Below are 17,882 nucleotides of genomic sequence, written 5' to 3' on the forward strand. Positions count from 1 at the left end.
CGTCGTGTGGCCCGCCCGGCGCTCGTGCCGCCGTGCCGGGCGAGGCCGCTCAGGAGATCCCGAGCTCGTTGTTGATGAAATCCAGCACCTCGTCGGCGGATGCCGACTTCAGCCGGTCGGCGGCACCGGTCTCGCGTGTGCCTGAGCCGGTCTCGGTGCCGGAGTCGCGCCAGAAAGCGAGCAGTGTCTCCAGTCGGCGGCCGACCGCGGCGCGCTGGTCCGCGTCCACGTCCTCGGCCGCGACGGTGGCGAGCTGGGTCTCCAACGCCGCCAGTTCGGCCAGGAGTTCATCGGCACCTGGCGGTTGTTCGTCGGGCAGCAGCGTGCCGAGCAGGTGCGCGGCGAGGGCGTCGGGGGTGGGGTGGTCGAAGACCACGGTGGCCGCGAGCCGCTGTCCGGTGGCGGTGCCGAGGCGGTTGCGCAGTTCGACACCGGTCAGCGAGTCGAAGCCCAGTTCCTTGAACGCGCGCGCCGGATCGACGGCGGCCGGCGATCCGTGGCCGAGCACCGCCGCGACGTTGGTGCGCACCATGTCGACGAGTACGGCGCTGCGCTCGGCGGCGCCGAGCGCGGCGAGGCGCGCGGCCAGGTCCGCGCCGCCCGAACGCTCCGCAGGGACAGCGGCTTTGGCGGTACGGCGCTGCGGGGTACGGCTCGTCAGGCCGCGCGCAAGCGCGCGGAAGGCTTCTCCCGCGGTCTGCTCGTCCGCCGTCTCGGGCGCGAGGCGGGCCGTGACGGCGAGCGGCGTGTCCCAGTTCACGGCCGCGTCGAACAGGCCAATTCCCTGCTCGACGCTCATTGGCACCACACCAGAACGGGCCAGACGTGCCCGGTCGACCTCATCGAGCGAACCGGTCAACTCCGAGTCGGTGGCCCAGTGTCCCCACGCCATCGACACACCCGCCGCACCACTCGTACGGCGCACACCGGCCAGAGCGTCCAGGAACGTGTTCGCCGCCGCGTAGTTCGCCTGCCCCGCCGTGCCCACCACGCCCGCGAGCGACGAGAACAGCACGAACAACGACAGGTCCAGGTCCCGGGTCAGCTCATGCAGATGCCACGCCGCATCCACCTTCGCGCCCAGCACACTCCGGATACGTTCCGCGTCCAGGTCCGGCACCAGACCGTCGTCCAGCGCGCCCGCGCAGTGCACCACACCGCCCAACGGCCGGTCCCCGCCGAAGCGCGCGAGCAGCCCGGCCACCTCGTCCCGGACCGCGACATCACACGCCACGACCTCGACCCGCGCACCGGCCGCCACCAACTCCGCCACCAGCGCATCCGCACCAGGCGCGTTCGCACCACGCCGACCCGCCAGTACGACATCGCGCACACCGTACGAGGCCACCAGATGCCGGGCCACCAGCCCGCCCAGCAGACCCGTACCACCCGTGATCACCACCGCACTCGCGGCATCCACCCGGCGGAGAAGGCTCAGCACGACCTTGCCGACATGCCGCGCCTGCGACATGAACCGCAACGCCTCACCCGCCCGCCGTACGTCCCACACCCGCACCGGCAACGGCTCCAGCACACCCTCCGCGAACAACCCCGCCAACTCCCGCAGGATCTCGCCGACTCGCTGCGGGTCCGCCTTCGCCAGGTCGTAGGCCCGGTAGGTCACACCGGGGTGCTCGGCGGCGACGGCCTCCGGGTCGCGGATGTCGGTCTTGCCCATCTCCAGGAACCGGCCGCCACGCGGCAGCAACCGCAACGACGCGTCCACGAACTCCCGCGCCAGGCAGTCCAGTACGACATTGACTCCGTCGCCCCCGGTGGCGGTCATGAAGGCGTCCTCGAAGGCCAGGGTCCGGGAGGACGCGATGTGCTCGGCGTCAAAGCCCATGTCCCGGAGGGTGTCCCACTTGCCCTCGCTGGCGGTCCCGAAGACCTCGGCACCCCAGTGGCGAGCCAGCTGCGTGGCCGCCATTCCCACACCGCCGGTCGCCGCGTGAATCAACACCCGCTGCCCGGAACGCAGTTCGCCGAGGTCGGCGAGACCGATCCACGCCGTGAGGAACACCGCGGGGACGGCGGCGGCCTGCTCGAAGCTCCAGCCCTCCGGCACCCGGACGACCAGCCGCTCGTCCACCACCGCCAACGGCCCGAACGACTCCGGCAGCAGACCCATCACCCGGTCACCCACCACGACACCCGCGACACCGGGCCCGACCTCGACCACGACACCCGCACCCTCGCAGCCGAGCGACTCCTCAGTGCCGACCATGCCCAGACTGACCACAACGTCACGGAAGTTGACACCGGCCGCGCGGATACCGACCCGGATCTGGCCGGGGGCGAGCGGCGCGTCGGCAGCGGGGTGGGGGGCCAGGACGAGCCCGTCGAGCGTCCCTTCGGAGGCGACCAGTCGCCACGCGCCCTCGGCGGGCGGCACCAAACCCCCGCCACCGGCAGGCGCCCGCACCAGCCTCGGCACCAGCACCTCACCACCACGCACCGCCACCTGCGGCTCACCCGCCGCCACCGCGACACCGAGCACCGCACCGAGATCTGCGGCCGTCTCCACGTCGTGGTCGGTGTCGACCAGCAGCAGGCGCCCGGGGTTCTCGGCGAGCGCGCTGCGCACCAGGCCCCACACCGGGGCGTGGACCAGATCAGCGACAGGCTCACCGCTGTGAGTGGACACCGCACCACGGGTGAGAAGGACCAACCGCGCATCAGCGAACCGCTCCTCCACCAGCCACTCCTGGACCAGACCCAGCACGCCGGTCACCGCCTCCGCCACCGCACCCGGCACGCCATCGGAGACTGACGCCGGGGGCAGGACCAAGCCGACCAGCGGCGGAACCGACTCTGAGGCGGCGGCCAGGGCCGCGAGGCCCGCTGCCCCCGGCACAAGGAAGCAGTCGGCCGTCGCCGCGTCGGCCTCCGTAGGCGTCGCGCGGACCCAGTCCACCCGGAACAGGCCGTCGACCGGGTCCGCGCCGGAACCACGGAGCTGGTCGCCCGACACCGCGCGCAGCACGAGGGACGTCACCGACAGGACCAGGGCGCCTGCGGTGTCGGTCACCTTCACTGACACTGTGTCAGGTCCAGAGGCCCGCAGCCGTACGCGTACGGAGGTCGCGCCGACCGCGCCCAGCACGACATCGGACCAGACGAACGGCAGCCGGACCGGCGAGCCGTGAGGGTGCTCCAGCAGTACGGCCTGGATCGCGGCGTCGAGCAGGGCGGGATGGATGCCGAACCGGGCCGCGTCCTTGGTTGCGGCCTCCGGCAACGCCACTTCCGCGTACAGCTCGTCGCCGTCGCGCCATGCGGCCCGCAGGCCCTGGAAGGCAGGGCCGTAGCCGTAACCGGCCGCCGCAGCCCGCTCGTAGAAGCCGTCGACCGGCACCGGCTCGGCGCCCGGCGGCGGCCACGCGGTGAGCGTGTCCGGGGTCTCAGGGCTGCCGTCGAGCAGCGTGCCGGCGGCGTTGCGCGTCCAGGGCCGGTCGCCCGGCGCGGCGCTCTCCGCGCGGGAGTGGATGCCGAGTTCGCGCCGTCCGTCCGCGTCGGGCGCGCCGACGGAGACCTGCACCTGTACGCCGCTGCCCTCCGGCACCACCAACGGCACCTGGAGCGTCAACTCCTCGACCCGCCCGGCCCCGACCTCGTCCGCCGCGCGCAACGCCCATTCGGCCAGGGCCGCGCCCGGCACCAGGACGGTCCCCTCCACCCGGTGATCGCCCAGCCACGCGTGCGACGCCAGCGACAACCGGCCCGTGAACACGACCTGATCCGAATCCGCCAGGCGCACCACCGCGCCCAACAGCGGGTGATCGACGGCCTCCTGCCCGAGCCCGCTGGGATCGCCGCTGCGGCTGCCCTCACCGGTCAGCCAGTAGCGCTCGTGCTGGAAGGCGTACGTGGGCAGGTCGACGTGGTGGGCGGGGGTTCCGGCGAAGACGGACCGCCAGTCGAGGGGGAGGCCGCGTACCCAGCCCTCGGCGAGGGAGGTGAGGAAGCGTTCCTGGCCGCCCTCGTCACGGCGGAGGGTGCCCAGGGCCACGGCGTCGGAGCCCGCGTCCTCGAACGTCTCCGCCAAGCCGACAGCCAGGACCGGGTGCGGGCTGGACTCGATGAAGTAGCCGAACCCGTCCGCCAGTAGGGCCCGGACGGTCTCGTCGAAACGGACCTCCTGGCGGAGGTTGGTCACCCAATACGCAGCGTCCAGCGTGCTCGTGTCGATACGGCCGCCGGTCACCGTCGAGTAGAACGGGACATCGGAGGTTGCCGGTTCGATGCCGGACAGAGCCTCAACTACTTCCCCGCGTATGGCGTCCACCTGTGCCGAGTGCGACGCGTAGTCCACATCGATACGGCGCGCCCGTACGCCCTCGGCCTCACACGCCGTCAGCAGCTCATCCAACGCGCCGGGTTCACCCGAAACGACCGTGGACGAGGGCCCGTTCACCGACGCGACGGAAATACGGCCGTCCCAGCGCGCGATCCGCTCCCGTACCGCATCCGCCGGGAGCGCGACCGAGACCATCCCACCGTTGCCGGACAAGGTCCCGCGAATCGCCCTCGCCCGCAACGCCACGACCCGCGCCGCATCCTCCACCGACAACGCACCCGCCACACACGCCGCCGCGATCTCACCCTGACTGTGACCGATCACCGCACCCGGCTCAACGCCCACCGACCGCCACACCGCCGCCAGGGACACCATCACCGCCCACAACGCCCCCTGAACCACCACCACGTCATCCAGGACGCCCTCGCGAATCGCCTCCACCACAGACGACCCCACATAAGGCAGCAGCGCCGCGTCACACTCCGCCAACCGCGCCCCGAACACCGGCGAGGAGTCCAACAACCCCAACGCCATCCCCGCCCACTGCGACCCCTGACCAGGGAACACGAACGCCACCCGGCCGGGGTCCCGCACCGTCGCGCCCGACACCACGCGGGCGGCCGGGGTGTCATCGGCCAGGGCGCCGAGCCCCGAGACGGCCTCGGCGATGTCCGGGGCCAGCACCACGCTCCGATGCTCCAGCGCGGTGCGGGACGTCGCGAGGGAGAGGCCGACGTCCGCCGGGGAGTTCTCCGCGCCGCCCGCCTCGACGAAGGACGCCAGGCGTCCGGCCTGTCCGCGCAGCGCGTCCGCCGACCGCGCGGACACCACCCACGGCACCACCGTCAGCGACCCCAACGGGCCTGCCTCCGGCGCGACGTCGGGCTCGGAGGTCCGCGACGGCTCGGCCTCCTCCAGGATCACGTGCGCATTCGTCCCGCTGATGCCGAACGACGAAACGGCGGCCCGGCGCGGGCGGTCGCCCGGGGACCAGTCCTGGGAGTCGGTCAGCAACTCGACGGCGCCGCTCGACCAGTCGACGTGCGGCGTCGGCTCATCCACGTGGAGCGTGCGCGGCAGCACACCGTGGCGCATCGCCTCGACCATCTTGATGACGCCCGCGACCCCGGCGGCGGCCTGCGTGTGGCCGATGTTCGACTTCACCGAGCCCAGCCACAGGGGCAGTTCACCGGCCCGCTCCTGCCCGTAGGTCGCGAGCAGTGCCTGCGCCTCGATGGGGTCGCCCAGTGCCGTGCCGGTCCCGTGCGCCTCGACGGCGTCGATGTCGGCGGCCGTCAGACCGGCACTGTCCAGGGCGGCCCGGATCACCCGCTCCTGCGAAGGCCCGTTCGGGGCGGTCAGCCCGTTCGACGCGCCGTCCTGGTTCACCGCGGAGCCCCGCATCACCGCCAGCACCCGGTGGCCGTTGCGCCGCGCGTCCGACAGCCGCTCCAGCAGCAGGACACCGACGCCCTCGCCCCACCCGGCGCCGTCCGCCGCCGCGGAGAACGCCTTGCTGCGGCCGTCGGGCGCCATGCCCCGCTGGCGGCTGAACTCCACGAAGACCCACGGGGTCGCCATGACGGTGACGCCTCCGGCCAGGGCGAGCGAGCACTCCCCCGACCGCAGGGCCTGCGCCGCCAGGTGCATCGCGACCAGCGACGACGAGCACGCCGTGTCCACCGTCATCGCCGGGCCCTCGAACCCGAAGGTGTACGAGACCCGGCCGGAGGCGACGCTGCCCTGCGTGCTGGTGACGGCGTAGCCCTCCAGTTCTTCGGGGCGGTCGCCGGTGGAGCCGTAGTCGTGGTGCATGACTCCGGTGAAGACACCCGTCGAACTGCCCTTCAGCGAACCGGGATCAATACCCGCCCGCTCCAACACCTCCCACGACGCCTCCAGCAACAGCCGCTGCTGGGGATCCATCGACAACGCCTCACGCGGAGACACCCCGAAGAACCCCGCATCGAACTCCCCCGCGCCATAGAGGAACCCGCCCTCACGCGCATAACTCCGCCCCGCCACACCAGGATTCGGATCAAACAACCCCTCAACATCCCACCCCCGGTCCACCGGGAACCCCGACACCGCATCCCCACCCGAAGCAACCAGCGACCACAACTCCTCAGGCGAACCCACACCACCCGGATACCGACACGCCATCCCCACAATCACCACCGGGTCGGTGTCACTGTCCGGAGCGGACGCCCGGACTGCCGCGTCGGCCGGGTCCGTTGCCGCCGGCTGGCCCGGCCGGTCGGTGCCCAGCACGAGGGTGCGGAGGAAGCCGGTGAGCGCCTGGGGCGTCGGGTAGTCGAAGACGAGGGTGGCGGGGAGCCGGAGGCCGGTGGACGTGGCGAGGGCGTTGCGGAGTTGCAGGGCGGTCAGCGAGTCGAAGCCGAACTCCTTGAAGCTGCGGCGCGCGGAAATCGTGTCCGGTGTCGGCAACGCGAGGACGGCTGCGGCCTGTTCACGGATCAGATCGAGCAGGAGCCGGTCCTGTTCCTGCGGGTCGAGGCCGGTGAGGCGGTGCCGCAGGTCGCTGGCGCTGTCGGCCGGTGCTGCAGCGGCGGCGGTGCGCCGTGCGCGGACCAGGCTGCGGAAGGCGGGCCGCAGGGAGCCGCGGGCGGCCTCGGTGCGCAGGGTGGTCAGGTCGAGCGAGACGGGGACGAGGCAGGACGTGTCGGTGGCGGTGGCCGCGTCGAACAGGGCCAGGCCGAGGTCGGCGGCCAGCGGCCGGACGCCGGAGGCGCGCAGCCAGGCGAGGTCGCCGTCGTCCAAGTGGGCGCGCATGCTGCCGACTTCTTCCCACAGGCCCCAGGCGAGGGAGTGCGCGGGCAGGCCCTCGGCGCGGCGGCGTGTGGCGAGGGCGTCGAGGAAGGCGTTGGCGGCGGCGTAGTCGGCCTGGCCGGGGTTGCCGAAGGTCGCGGCGATGGAGGAGAACAGCACGAACAGCGACAGGTCCAAGTGCCGGGTCAGTTCGTGCAGATGGACGGCCGCGTCCACCTTCGGTGTGAGCACGCGGGACAGTTGGTCGTCGGTGAGGGACAGCACGAGTCCGTCGTCGAGCACACCGGCCGCGTGCACCACGCCGGTCAGCGGCCGGTCGGAGGGAACGGAGTCCAGCAGGGCGGCCAGCGCCGTTCGGTCGGCCGCGTCGCAGGCGACGATGTCGACGGTCTCCGCGCCGTCGGCGCGGAGCCGGGCCCTGAGGTCGGCGGCGCCGTCCGTGTCGGGTCCGCGGCGGCTGGTCAGGACGAGGTGCCGGACGCCGTGTTCGGTGACCAGGTGACCGGCCAGGAGCGAGCCGAGGGCGCCGGTCCCGCCGGTGATCAGGACCGTGCCGTGCGGGTCGGCCTCGGTGGGGTGCGGGGCGCCTTGGGTGCCGGGCGTCTCGGACGCGGCGCCGGGGGTGGCGCGGACCAGCCGGGGCAGCCGTGTCTCGCCCGCGCGCAAGGCGATCTGCGCCTCGTCCCGCGCGACGGCGGTGGCGACGGCCGTGGCCAGTGCGTCCCGGGACGCCGGTGTGTCGTCCGTGTCGACCAGGACGAGGCGGCCGGGGTGCTCGGACTGGGCGCTGCGGATCAGGCCCCAGACGGGTGCCGTCGCCAGATCGGCGACGGCTTCGTCGGGTCCCGCCGCCACCGCCCCGCGCGTCAGCACGACCAGGCGCGACGTGCTCAGCCGCTCGTCGCCGAGCCAGGTCTTGAGCAGGGCCAGCGCCTCGGCGGTCGCTGCGTGGGCGCGGGCGGGCAGTGCCGCGTCGACCGGCGTACGGCCCGGCGTCCCGCCCTCGTGGGCCGCCGTCCCACTCCCGTCGCCGAGGACACCGTTCGCGCTGACAGGCTGGCCGCCGTCGTAACCCGACGCCCCGCTCCCGTAGCCGTCGCCGTCGCCCGGCGCACCCTTCGCGCCGCCCGGCTCCTCGTGCCCCCACCCGCCGAGCCGTACCAGTGCCGTCGGCGGCGCCTCGATGGTGCCCGCGTCGATGCGGGCCAGCAGTTCCGCGATGTCGGGCACGCCGTCGTCGCCCGTGCCGGGACCGACGGCCAGCCATTCGGCGGCGGGCTCCGCGGTCGCGGCGGGCTGCCAGTCGAGCCGGAAGAGCGCCTGGTCCGCGGGGGTGTTCGCGGGGCGCCCAGCGGGGCTCAACTGCGCCTCGCCGACGGGCAGCAGGGTGAGCGCCTCGATGGACGCGACGGGCGCGCCGGTGGCGTCCGCGAGGGTCAGGGCGACGGTGTCCGGGCCGTCGGGAGTGACGCGGACGCGGACCGCCGAGGCGTGGACGGCGTGCAGGGCGAGCCCGCGCCAGGCGAACGGCAGCCGCAGGCCCTCGACATGGGCCAGGCAGATGTGCAACGCGGCGTCCAGCAGGGCGGGATGGACGCCGTACGATCCGGCTTCGGTGGCCTGCTCGTCGGCGAGGGCGACGTCGGCGTAGAGGTGCTGACCCGACCGCCAGGCGGCGCGGACGCGGCGGAAGGCCGGACCGTAGCCGTAACCGGTCGCGTCCAGGTCCGCGTAGAACTCCTCGACGGGCACCGGCCGGGCGTCGGCCGGGGGCCAGGCGGTCAGGGGTTCGGGAGCGGCGGGCGCCTCGGAGGCGAGGACGCCCGCGGCGTGCCGGACCCAGGGGCCGGTGTCGACGCTTCCGGAGTCGTCGTGCGCGTCGGCGCGGTCGGGTCGTGAGTGGATTCGCAGTTCGCGGCGGCCGGTCGTGTCCGGTGCGCCGACGGTGAGCTGGAGGTGCACGCCGTCCTGGCCCGTGAGGACCAGCGGTGCTTCCAGGGTGAGTTCCTCGACCTGGGCGCATCCGGTCAACTCAGCGGCGTGCAGGGCCAGTTCGGCGAACGCCGCGCCGGGCAGCAGCACCGTGTCGAGAGCGGCGTGGTCCGCCAGCCACGGATGGGTGCGCAACGAGATCCGGCCGGTGAGCAACAGGTTTTCGGTGTCGGCGAGTTGTACGGCCGCGCCCAGCATCGGGTGCCCGGTGGCGGACAGGCCGAGGCCGTCCGTTCCCGCGCCCGCGCCCGCCGCCGAATCCAGCCAGTACCGCGCCCGTTGGAAGGCGTAGGTGGGCAGGTGGACGCGGCGCCCGTCGGTCGCGGGCAGCAGGCGGGTCCAGTCGACGCCGGGCAGGCCGCGGACCCAGCCTTCGGCGACGGAGGTGAGGAAGCGGTCGGCGCCGCCTTCGTCGCGGCGGAGCGTGCCGAGGGCGAGGGCGTCGGTCCCGGCGTACTCGAACGTCTCCTGCATGGCGGGGGTGAGTACGGGGTGGGCGCTGATCTCGACGAAGAACCGGAAGCCGTCGTCGAGGAGTGTATGGACGGCGGTCTCGAAGTCGACCGGCCTGCGGGCGTTCTCGAACCAGTAGTCGGCGTCGAGCCCGTCTCCGTCGAGCGCGCCGCCGGTGACGGTCGAGTAGAACGGGACGTCGCCCGCGGCGGGCGTGACGTCGGCGAACATCTGCGTGATGCGGTCGCGCAGCGGGTCGACCTGGGCGCAGTGCGAGGCGACGGTGGAGCCGATGACGCGGGCCCTGATCCCCTCGTCCTTGCAGGCGGCGACGAATTCGGCGAGCGAGGTCTCGTCCCCGGCGACGGTCTGCGCGGTGGGTCCGTTGCGTCCGGCCGCGGTGAGGCGGCCGTCCCACGCGGCCAGCCGCTCTTCCAGCGCCTGCGCGCTCAGCGCGACCGAGGCGACGGCGCCGTTGCCGACGAGTTCCTCGCCGAAGAGCGCGCTGCGCAGGACGACGATGCGGACGGCGTCGGCGAGGGTGAGGGCGCCCGCGACGCAGGCCGCGGCGATCTCGCCCTGGCTGCTGCCGACGACGGCGGCCGGCTCGACGCCCGCGGCGCGCCACATCGCGGCCAGGGACACGTTGACGGCGAACAGCACCGGTTGGAGTACGTCGATCCGGTCGAGCGGCGGCGCGTCCGGGGCGGCGCGCAGCACAGCGGTGGCGGACCAGTCGACGTAGGCGGCCGCCTCCCGCTCGCACTCGGCGAAGCGGCGGGCGAACACCGGTGAGGTGTCGAGGAGTTCGGCGGCCATGCCGCGCCACTGGGAGCCCTGGCCGGGGAAGACGAACACGGTCCGGCCGCGCAGGTCGGCCGCGCCGACGACGGCGTGGGGGGTGGGCGCGCCGACGGCGACGGCGGTCAGCGCGTCACGGGTCCCGTCGGGGTCGGCGGCGAGCACGACGGACCGGTGTTCGAGTACGGCGCGGGCGGTGGCCAGGGCATGGCCGGTGGCGGCCCGGCCGTCACCCGTGCTCGCGGAGCCGTCTCCCCCGGCCTCGCCCGTCCAGTCGCGGAGACGGGCGGCCTGGGCGCGCAGCGCGGCGGCCGACTGTCCTGACACCGGCCACGGTGCGGGGGCTCCGGTGAGGATCGGGAGCGCCCGCGGGTCCCGGGCCCCGCCCTCGGAAGCGGAAGCGGATACGGATGCCGAAGCGGATACGGACTCGGCCTCGATCTCGGCCTCGGACGCGTCGGGCGCGGCCGGAGCGCTTACGGGAGCCTCCGCCTCCTCCAGGATCACGTGCGCGTTCGTGCCGCTGATGCCGAACGACGAGACGCCCGCGCGCCGCGGCCGGTCCCCGCGCTTCCACGCCACCGGTTCGGTGAGGAGCGTGACGGCGCCGGACCAGTCGACGTGCGGCGAGGGAACGTCCGCGTGCAGAGTGCGGGGCAGCTCCTCGTGGTGCAGGGCCTGCACGATCTTGATCACGCCCGCGATGCCCGCCGCGGCCTGGGTGTGCCCGATGTTGGACTTGACCGAGCCGAGCCGGAGCGGCCGGTCCTCGGGGCGGCTCCGCCCGTAGGTGGCCAGCAGCGCCTGCGCCTCGATCGGGTCGCCGAGCGTCGTGCCGGTGCCGTGCGCCTCGACCACGTCCACGTCGGCGGCGGCGACCCGCGCGTCGGCGAGCGCGTCACGGATCACCCGCTCCTGCGAGGGGCCGTGCGGCGCGGTCAGGCCGTTGCTCGCGCCGTCCTGGTTGGTGGCGGAGCCGCGGATCAGGGCCAGCACCTGGTGGCCGTTGCGGCGCGCGTCGGAGAGCCGCTCGACCACGAGGACGCCGACGCCCTCGGACCAGCCGGTGCCGTCCGCGGCGGCGGAGAACGCCTTGCAGCGGCCGTCGGGGGACAGCGCCCCCTGTCGGCTCAGCTCCACGAACATGCCGGGCGTGGACATGATCGTGACGCCGCCCGCGATCGCCATCGTGCACTCGCCCGACCGCAGCGACCGTACCGCCCAGTGCAGTGCGACCAGGGACGACGAGCAGGCCGTGTCCAGGGTGACGGCGGGGCCCTCGAGGCCCAGCGTGTAGGCCAGCCGTCCCGAGGCGACGCTGGTGAGGGTGCCGGTGAGCCGGTGGCCCTCGACGCCGTCCGCGCCGTACTGGAGCTGCGGCCCGTACTCCTGGAACATCGCGCCGAAGAAGACGCCTGTGCGGGTGCCGCGCAAGGACAGCGGGTCCATCCCGGCGCGCTCCACCGCCTCCCACGAGGTCTCCAGCAGCAGGCGCTGCTGCGGGTCCATGGCCAGGGCCTCGCGCGGCGAGATCCCGAACAGCCCGGCGTCGAAGTCCGGTGCGCCGTCGAGGAATCCGCCGTGCCGGACGTAGCTGGTGGCCGCGCGCCGCGCCTGCGGGTCGTAGAGGCGCTCGATGTCCCAGCCGCGGTTGTCGGGGAAGTCGCCGATGACGTCCCGGCCGTCCGCGACGACGTCCCACAGCGCCTCGGGCGAGTCGACGCCGCCGGGCAGTCGGCAGGCCATGGCGACGATGGCGATCGGGGAGTCGTCGGCGTCCGGGTGGTCAGCGGGGGGCGCCGCGGTGTCGTTCGCCGCGGGTCCCGCGTCGAGCAGGGCGGCGCGCAGGTGGCGGGCGAGCGCGGACGGCGTGGGCTGGTCGAAGAGGACGGTGGCGGGCATCGCCACCTCGGCCTGCTCGGCGATCCGGTTGCGGAGCTGGACCGACAGGTGCGAGTCGAACCCGAGGTTCTTGAAGGTCTGTTCGGGGTCGAGCGCGTCCGGCGACGGCTGTCCCGCGACCGCCGCCGCGTGCGCCAGAACGAAGCGCAGCAGCGTCGAATCCCGCTCGGCCGGGCGCATCGCGGCCAGTCGGGCGGCGAACGAGGAGGCGGCGGCCGGTTCGGCGCCGGAGTCCCGGTCCTCGCCGTGCTCGGCGTCCCTGATGGTGCGCCGGGCCGGTACGGCGGCGGTTCCCGCGCGTCGGCGACGGCGGCCGGTCGCGGTGTCCAGCCAGTGGCGGCGGCGCTGGAACGCGTAGGTGGGCAGGGCCACTTGGGCCGGGGGCGTGTCCGCGAACACGGCCTGCCAGTCGACCGGCAGGCCGCGTACCCAGCCCTCGGCCAGCGAGGTCAGGAAGCGTTCCTGGCCGCCCTGGTTCCTGCGCAGCGTGCCGAGCGCCACCGCGTCGAACCCGGCGTCCTCGAACGTCTCGGCCAGGCCCACCGCCAGCACGGGGTGCGCGCTGGCCTCCACGAAGTAGCCGAACCCGTCCGCCAGCAGCGCGCGTACGGTCTCGTCGAACCGCACCTGCCCGCGGAGGTTGGCGAGCCAGTACGCGGCGTCCAGCTCCCGGGTGTCGAGCCGGCCGCCGGTGACCGTGGAGTAGAAGAGCACGTCGGACGCCACCGGGGTGATGCCGGCCAGGGCGTCCAGCACCTCCTCCCGGATCGCGTCGACCTGGACCGAGTGCGACGCGTAGTCGATGTCGACGCGCCGGGCGCGGATGCCCTCGGCGTCGCAGGCGGCGCGCAGTTCGGCGAGCGCGTCCAGCTCGCCCGACACCACGGTGGAAGAAGGCCCGTTGACCGATCCGACGCACAGCCGGTCGCCCCAGCGGGCGAGGCGTTCGAGCACCGCGCCGACGGGCAGCCCGACCGAGAGCATCCCGCCGCGGCCCGACAGCGACGCGCCGATCACCTTCGCCCGCAGCGCGACCGTCTTCGCCCCGTCCTCGACGGACAGCGCGCCCGCGACGCAGGCGGCGGCGATCTCGCCCTGGCTGTGCCCGATGACGGCGCCGGGCTCGACACCGGCGGCGCGCCACACCTCGGCCAGCGACACCATCACCGCCCACAGCGCCGACTGGACGACGACCACGTCGTCCAGGGCGCCCTCCCGGATCGCCTCGACCACCGAGCTGCCGAGATACGGGGCCAGCGCCGTGTCGCACTCCCCCATCCGGGCCGCGAACACCGGTGAGGTGGCAAGCAGTTGCATCGCCATGCCCGCCCACTGCGAGCCCTGGCCCGGGAACACCAGGGCCACCCGGCTGCCTCCGGCGCGCACCGCGCCGCTCACGAGGCCGGCCGCGGGCATGCCGGTGGCGAGCATGCCGACGGCGTTACGGGCGTCCGCGGGTCCGGCCGCGAGGACGACAGCGCGGTGCTCGAACGCCGCCCGGGAGAGGGCGAGGGCCCGGCCTACCGGGCGCAGGCTCGACGGGCCGCCGTCGGCGGAGTCGGAGCCGGAGTCGGAGTCGGCATGAGCATCGGCATCGGCGGATTCGGCGACGGCGGATTCGGCGACGGCGAGCAGGCGTTCGGCCTGGCCTCGCAGCGCGGCGGCGGACCGCGCGGACACCGGCCAGGGCACGAGGTCGAGTTCACCGAGCGGTGACCGTTTCGCGGGGGCGGCGACCGGGGCAGCCGCGTCGGGGACGACGGAGGCCGACGCCGCGGCCCATTCGCCCACCACCACATGGCAGTTGGTGCCTCCCATGCCGAAGGAGGAGACACCGCCCAGCAGCGGCCGGTCGGCGTCGGGCCAGGCGGTCGCCCCGTCCCCGGTCTGCACCCGCAGGCGGAGGTCCGCCAGCGCGATCTCCGGGTTCGGGCGGCGGTAGTTGAGGCTCGGCGGCAGTGCCCGGTGCTGGACGCTGAGGATCAGCTTGAGCAGGCCGGTCACGCCCGCCGCGCCTTCCAGGTGGCCGACGTTGGTCTTGACCGAGCCGACGGCCAGCGGCGCTCGCGGGTCGCGGCCGGCGCCGAGCACCGTACCGAGCGCGCGGGCCTCGACCGGGTCGCCGACGCGGGTGCCGGTGCCGTGCAGTTCGACGTACTGCACCTCGTCCGGCGCGACCCCGGCCTGCCGGTAGGCGCTGCGCAGCAGGTCTTCCTGCGCCGCCTGGTGCGGGCTGGTGAGGCCGGGGCCGCCGCCGTCGTTGTTGACGGCGCTGCCGAGCAGCACGCAGCGGATCGGGTCGCCGTCGGCGACGGCGTCGCTCAGCCGCTTGAGGACCAGGACCGCGCCGCCCTCGCCGCGGACGTAGCCGTTGGCGCGCTCGTCGAAGGTGTAGCAGCGGCCGTCGGGAGAGAGCGCGCCGAAGGCGGTGATCCGCTCGGTGGTCTCCGGGACGAGGTTGAGGTTCACGCCGCCGGCCAGGGCGACCGCCGACTCGCCGGAGCGCAGGCTCTCGCAGGCGAGGTGGACCGAGACCAGCGAGGAGGACTGCCCGGCGTCGACGGTCAGGCTCGGGCCGTTGAGGCCCAGCGCGTAGGAGATGCGGTTGGCGACGAGGCTGCGGTGCAGGCCGGTGAGGGTGTGGGCGGTGGCCGGTCCTGACCGGGCGCTGAGGGTCGCGTAGTCGTCGGCGATGACGCCGAGGAACACCCCGTAGGCGAGGGGGTGTCGAGCCGTCTTCCCCTGGTGCTCCGCCGAGGCGGCCTCGGGGGTCCCGGTCCTGGAGGCGGGGTGCAGGGCGGCGAGGCCCGCGTCCTCCAGCGCCTCCCAGCCCAGTTCGAGCGCGAGCCGCTGCTGGGGGTCCATCTGGGCGGCCTCGCGGGGTGTGACGCCGAAGAACTCCGCGTCGAAGCCCTCGATCCGCTCGGCGTCCAGGAAGCCGCCGCGCTGCGGACCGGCCGCGCCCGGACCGCCCGGATCTCCCGGACCGCCCTTCCCGATGTCCGATTCGACGTCCGATTCGACGTCCGGCTCGGCGTCCGCGCCGACCTCCACGGGCCAACGGGGTGCGGCGAGTTCGGTCACGGCGTCCGCGCCGCCGCGCAGCAGGTCCCAGAACGCCGTCGGGTCGTCCGCTCCCGGCAGTCGGCAGGCGACCCCGATGACGGCGATGGGTTCGCCCGGCCCGGCGGGGTCGCCGCCGTGTCCGTTCAGCGAATTCCGGTCGGCATTTGTGTCCGCCACCAGTACGTCAGAGCTCCTTCGGAATCCCACGACCCGGGGGGTGATACAGGTCGCACGAAAACGCCAGACTTTCCACCGCCTCGGTGGAATGCGGAGTGCGCGTCCCGATCGCCTCGGAATTGTCGCCCTCCGCGCCGTCATCCGTGGTTGCGGACAGGACGGACGTGGACCGGTAATCGATCCCATCAGCGTTCAACTGGCCAGTCAACCGGGGTCATTGACCGCACGACCCCTGCCCCCGCGGGGGTACCCCCTAAAACACGGCCCCCACCCCCTATACCTATTCCGGGGTTTGAGCCACTGCCGCACGCTGTTACCGTCCACGGGCGATGAAATTCGGAATAATTCCTCATTCGCGGCGTGAAACAAGTGTCCGGCCACGGCCGCATCCGCACGCCGCGCGTCATACGCTGGGAGTCTCGCGTGACCGATTCCGCTGTGTCGCTGAGCCCGCCGTCGGCCGCCGACGGCGGCGCTGAACTGTTCGCGTGGCTGCGCCGCATGCGCGACGACCATCCGGTGTTCCGCGACGAGAACGGCAGTTGGCACGTCCTGCGGTACGCGGACGTGCAGCGGGTGCTGTCGGACCAGAAGGACTTCTCCTCCGACCCGACCCCGGTGTCACCGAAAGCGGCGGAGATCGCCCGCGGTGACCTGGCCCAGATCGACCCGCCCGAGCACCACCATCTGCGGCGCGGGATCAGCCGGGTGTTCACGCCCCGCACCGTGGCCGAACTGGAGCCGCGGATCGCCGAGATCGGCCGGGAACTGCTCGGCGCCACCGACGGCATGGACCGTTTCGACCTGGTGCGGCATCTGACCCATCCGCTGCCGGTGATCGTGATCGCCGAGCTGCTGGGCGTACCGGCCGAGGACCGGCCGATCTTCCGGCACTGGGCGGACCGCATCATCGCCGCCAAGATCGTCGGCATCGACCTGCCGGAGAACTACGAGCGCCTGCGGACCGCGATCGAGGAGATGGACTACTACCTCGACGGCATGCTGGAGGAGCGGCGGTCCCGTCCCGGTGACGACCTGCTCAGCAAGATGGCCACCAGCGAGGTGGACGGCGAGCCGCTGTCGTCGGAGGAGGCCGTCAACTTCGCCCGGCTGCTGCTGATCGCCGGGCACATCACCACGACGATGATGCTGAGCAGCGCGATCCTGTGCTTCGAGGAGCACCCGGAGGCAGCCGCCGCGCTGCGCGCCGACCGCTCGCTGATCCCGGCCGCGCTGGAGGAAGTGATGCGCTACCGACCGCCGTTCACCATCACCGGCCGGTACACCACCCGGGACGTGCCGATCGGCGGTGTGGTCATCCCCGAGCGGTCGATCGTCATCCCGTGGCTGGCGTCGGCCAACCGCGACGAGCGGCAGTTCGAGGACCCGGACCGGTTCGACATCACCCGTACGCCCAACGCGCACGTCGCGTTCGGCAAGGGCATCCACTTCTGCATCGGTGCGCCGCTGGCTCGGCTGGAGGGGCGGGTGGCCCTCAATCTCCTCCTCGACCATTACCAGGACGTGCGGCTCGACCGCAGCGAGCCGCTGGAGTTCTACGACCGGAACTTCTTCGGAGTGAAGTCGCTGCCGGTGTCGGTCGTCCACACGTGACCGCCGTGGCCTCCCCTTCAGGTCCCGACGGACCTCGCCCTGCGCCCGCCCGTCCGAACGCCTTCCCGACCGCTCTCCCGACCGCCCGTCCCACGCCTCTCCCGACTTCTCGTCCCGCCCCTTCCCCGACCGCCCGTCCCACCGCCCTCCCGACCATCGGAGCAGCCACGATGACCGACGAGAAACGGGCCAAGTGGCTCATTCTCGAACACTGTCGGATGATCAACGACGGCAATGTGGAGGGCCTGCTCCAGCTCTACGCCGAGGACTGCACCTTCGAGGACCCGGTGGGCAACGGCGAGCAGCACGGCCTGCACGCGCTCAGCCAGCGCGCCGCCGCCGCCGTCTTCTCCGGCGCCTTCGAGGACGCGGCCATGCCGGTGGCGTCCAAGGACGGCCAGTGGGCGTCGGTGCCGATGGTCTCGACCTTCAACTACCTGCCGCTGGCGGGTCCCGCGATGACCGAGTCGGGCCTGCTGCCGCCGATCCCGCCCAAGGACCCGGAGGAGAAGATGATCCGGGTGAACATCGTGATGACGATCCACGTCAACGAAGTCGGCCTGGTCGACCGGATGATGGCGCTGTACGGCAGCTCCGACGTCACCCTCATCGACCGGAAGTGACGGACCGCTGACCGCCCCCGGCCGGGCGGAGCGACACGGTGGCGGGCCCCCCCGCCCGGGGGGCGCCCCCGCCGGTGTCAGCCCCCCCGGGGACGGCACCGGGTGATCTACGGCCGATTCCGCGCCCGCCTCTCGGGGGCGGTCACGCCGAGCCCCACCAGGGG

General features: G+C 73.5%; 3 protein-coding genes. 2 read left to right on the plus strand and 1 reads right to left on the minus strand.

What is annotated here, in order from left to right; genetic code table 11:
- Window positions 1-49: 49 nt before the first annotated feature.
- Window positions 50-15,481, minus strand: a complete 15,432-nt coding sequence (locus tag ACFY9V_RS11425) for an SDR family NAD(P)-dependent oxidoreductase (protein WP_391160918.1) — start codon at window positions 15,479-15,481, stop codon at window positions 50-52.
- 423 nt (window positions 15,482-15,904) lie between these two features.
- Between ACFY9V_RS11425 and ACFY9V_RS11430 the strand changes: the two genes are divergently transcribed.
- Both ACFY9V_RS11430 and ACFY9V_RS11435 read left to right on the plus strand, forming a co-directional pair.
- The gene (locus ACFY9V_RS11430) at window positions 15,905-17,095 is read left to right on the plus strand and encodes a cytochrome P450 (RefSeq protein WP_355332734.1); all 1,191 of its coding nucleotides are present in this window, start codon (window positions 15,905-15,907) and stop codon (window positions 17,093-17,095) included.
- 170 nt (window positions 17,096-17,265) lie between these two features.
- The gene (locus ACFY9V_RS11435; protein WP_391046441.1) at window positions 17,266-17,718 is read left to right on the plus strand and encodes a nuclear transport factor 2 family protein; all 453 of its coding nucleotides are present in this window, start codon (window positions 17,266-17,268) and stop codon (window positions 17,716-17,718) included.
- Window positions 17,719-17,882 lie beyond the last annotated feature (164 nt).

The sequence above is a fragment of the Streptomyces sp. NPDC008317 genome (assembly GCF_042955955.1).
In the GTDB taxonomy this organism is placed as follows: Bacteria; Actinomycetota; Actinomycetes; order Streptomycetales; family Streptomycetaceae; genus Actinacidiphila.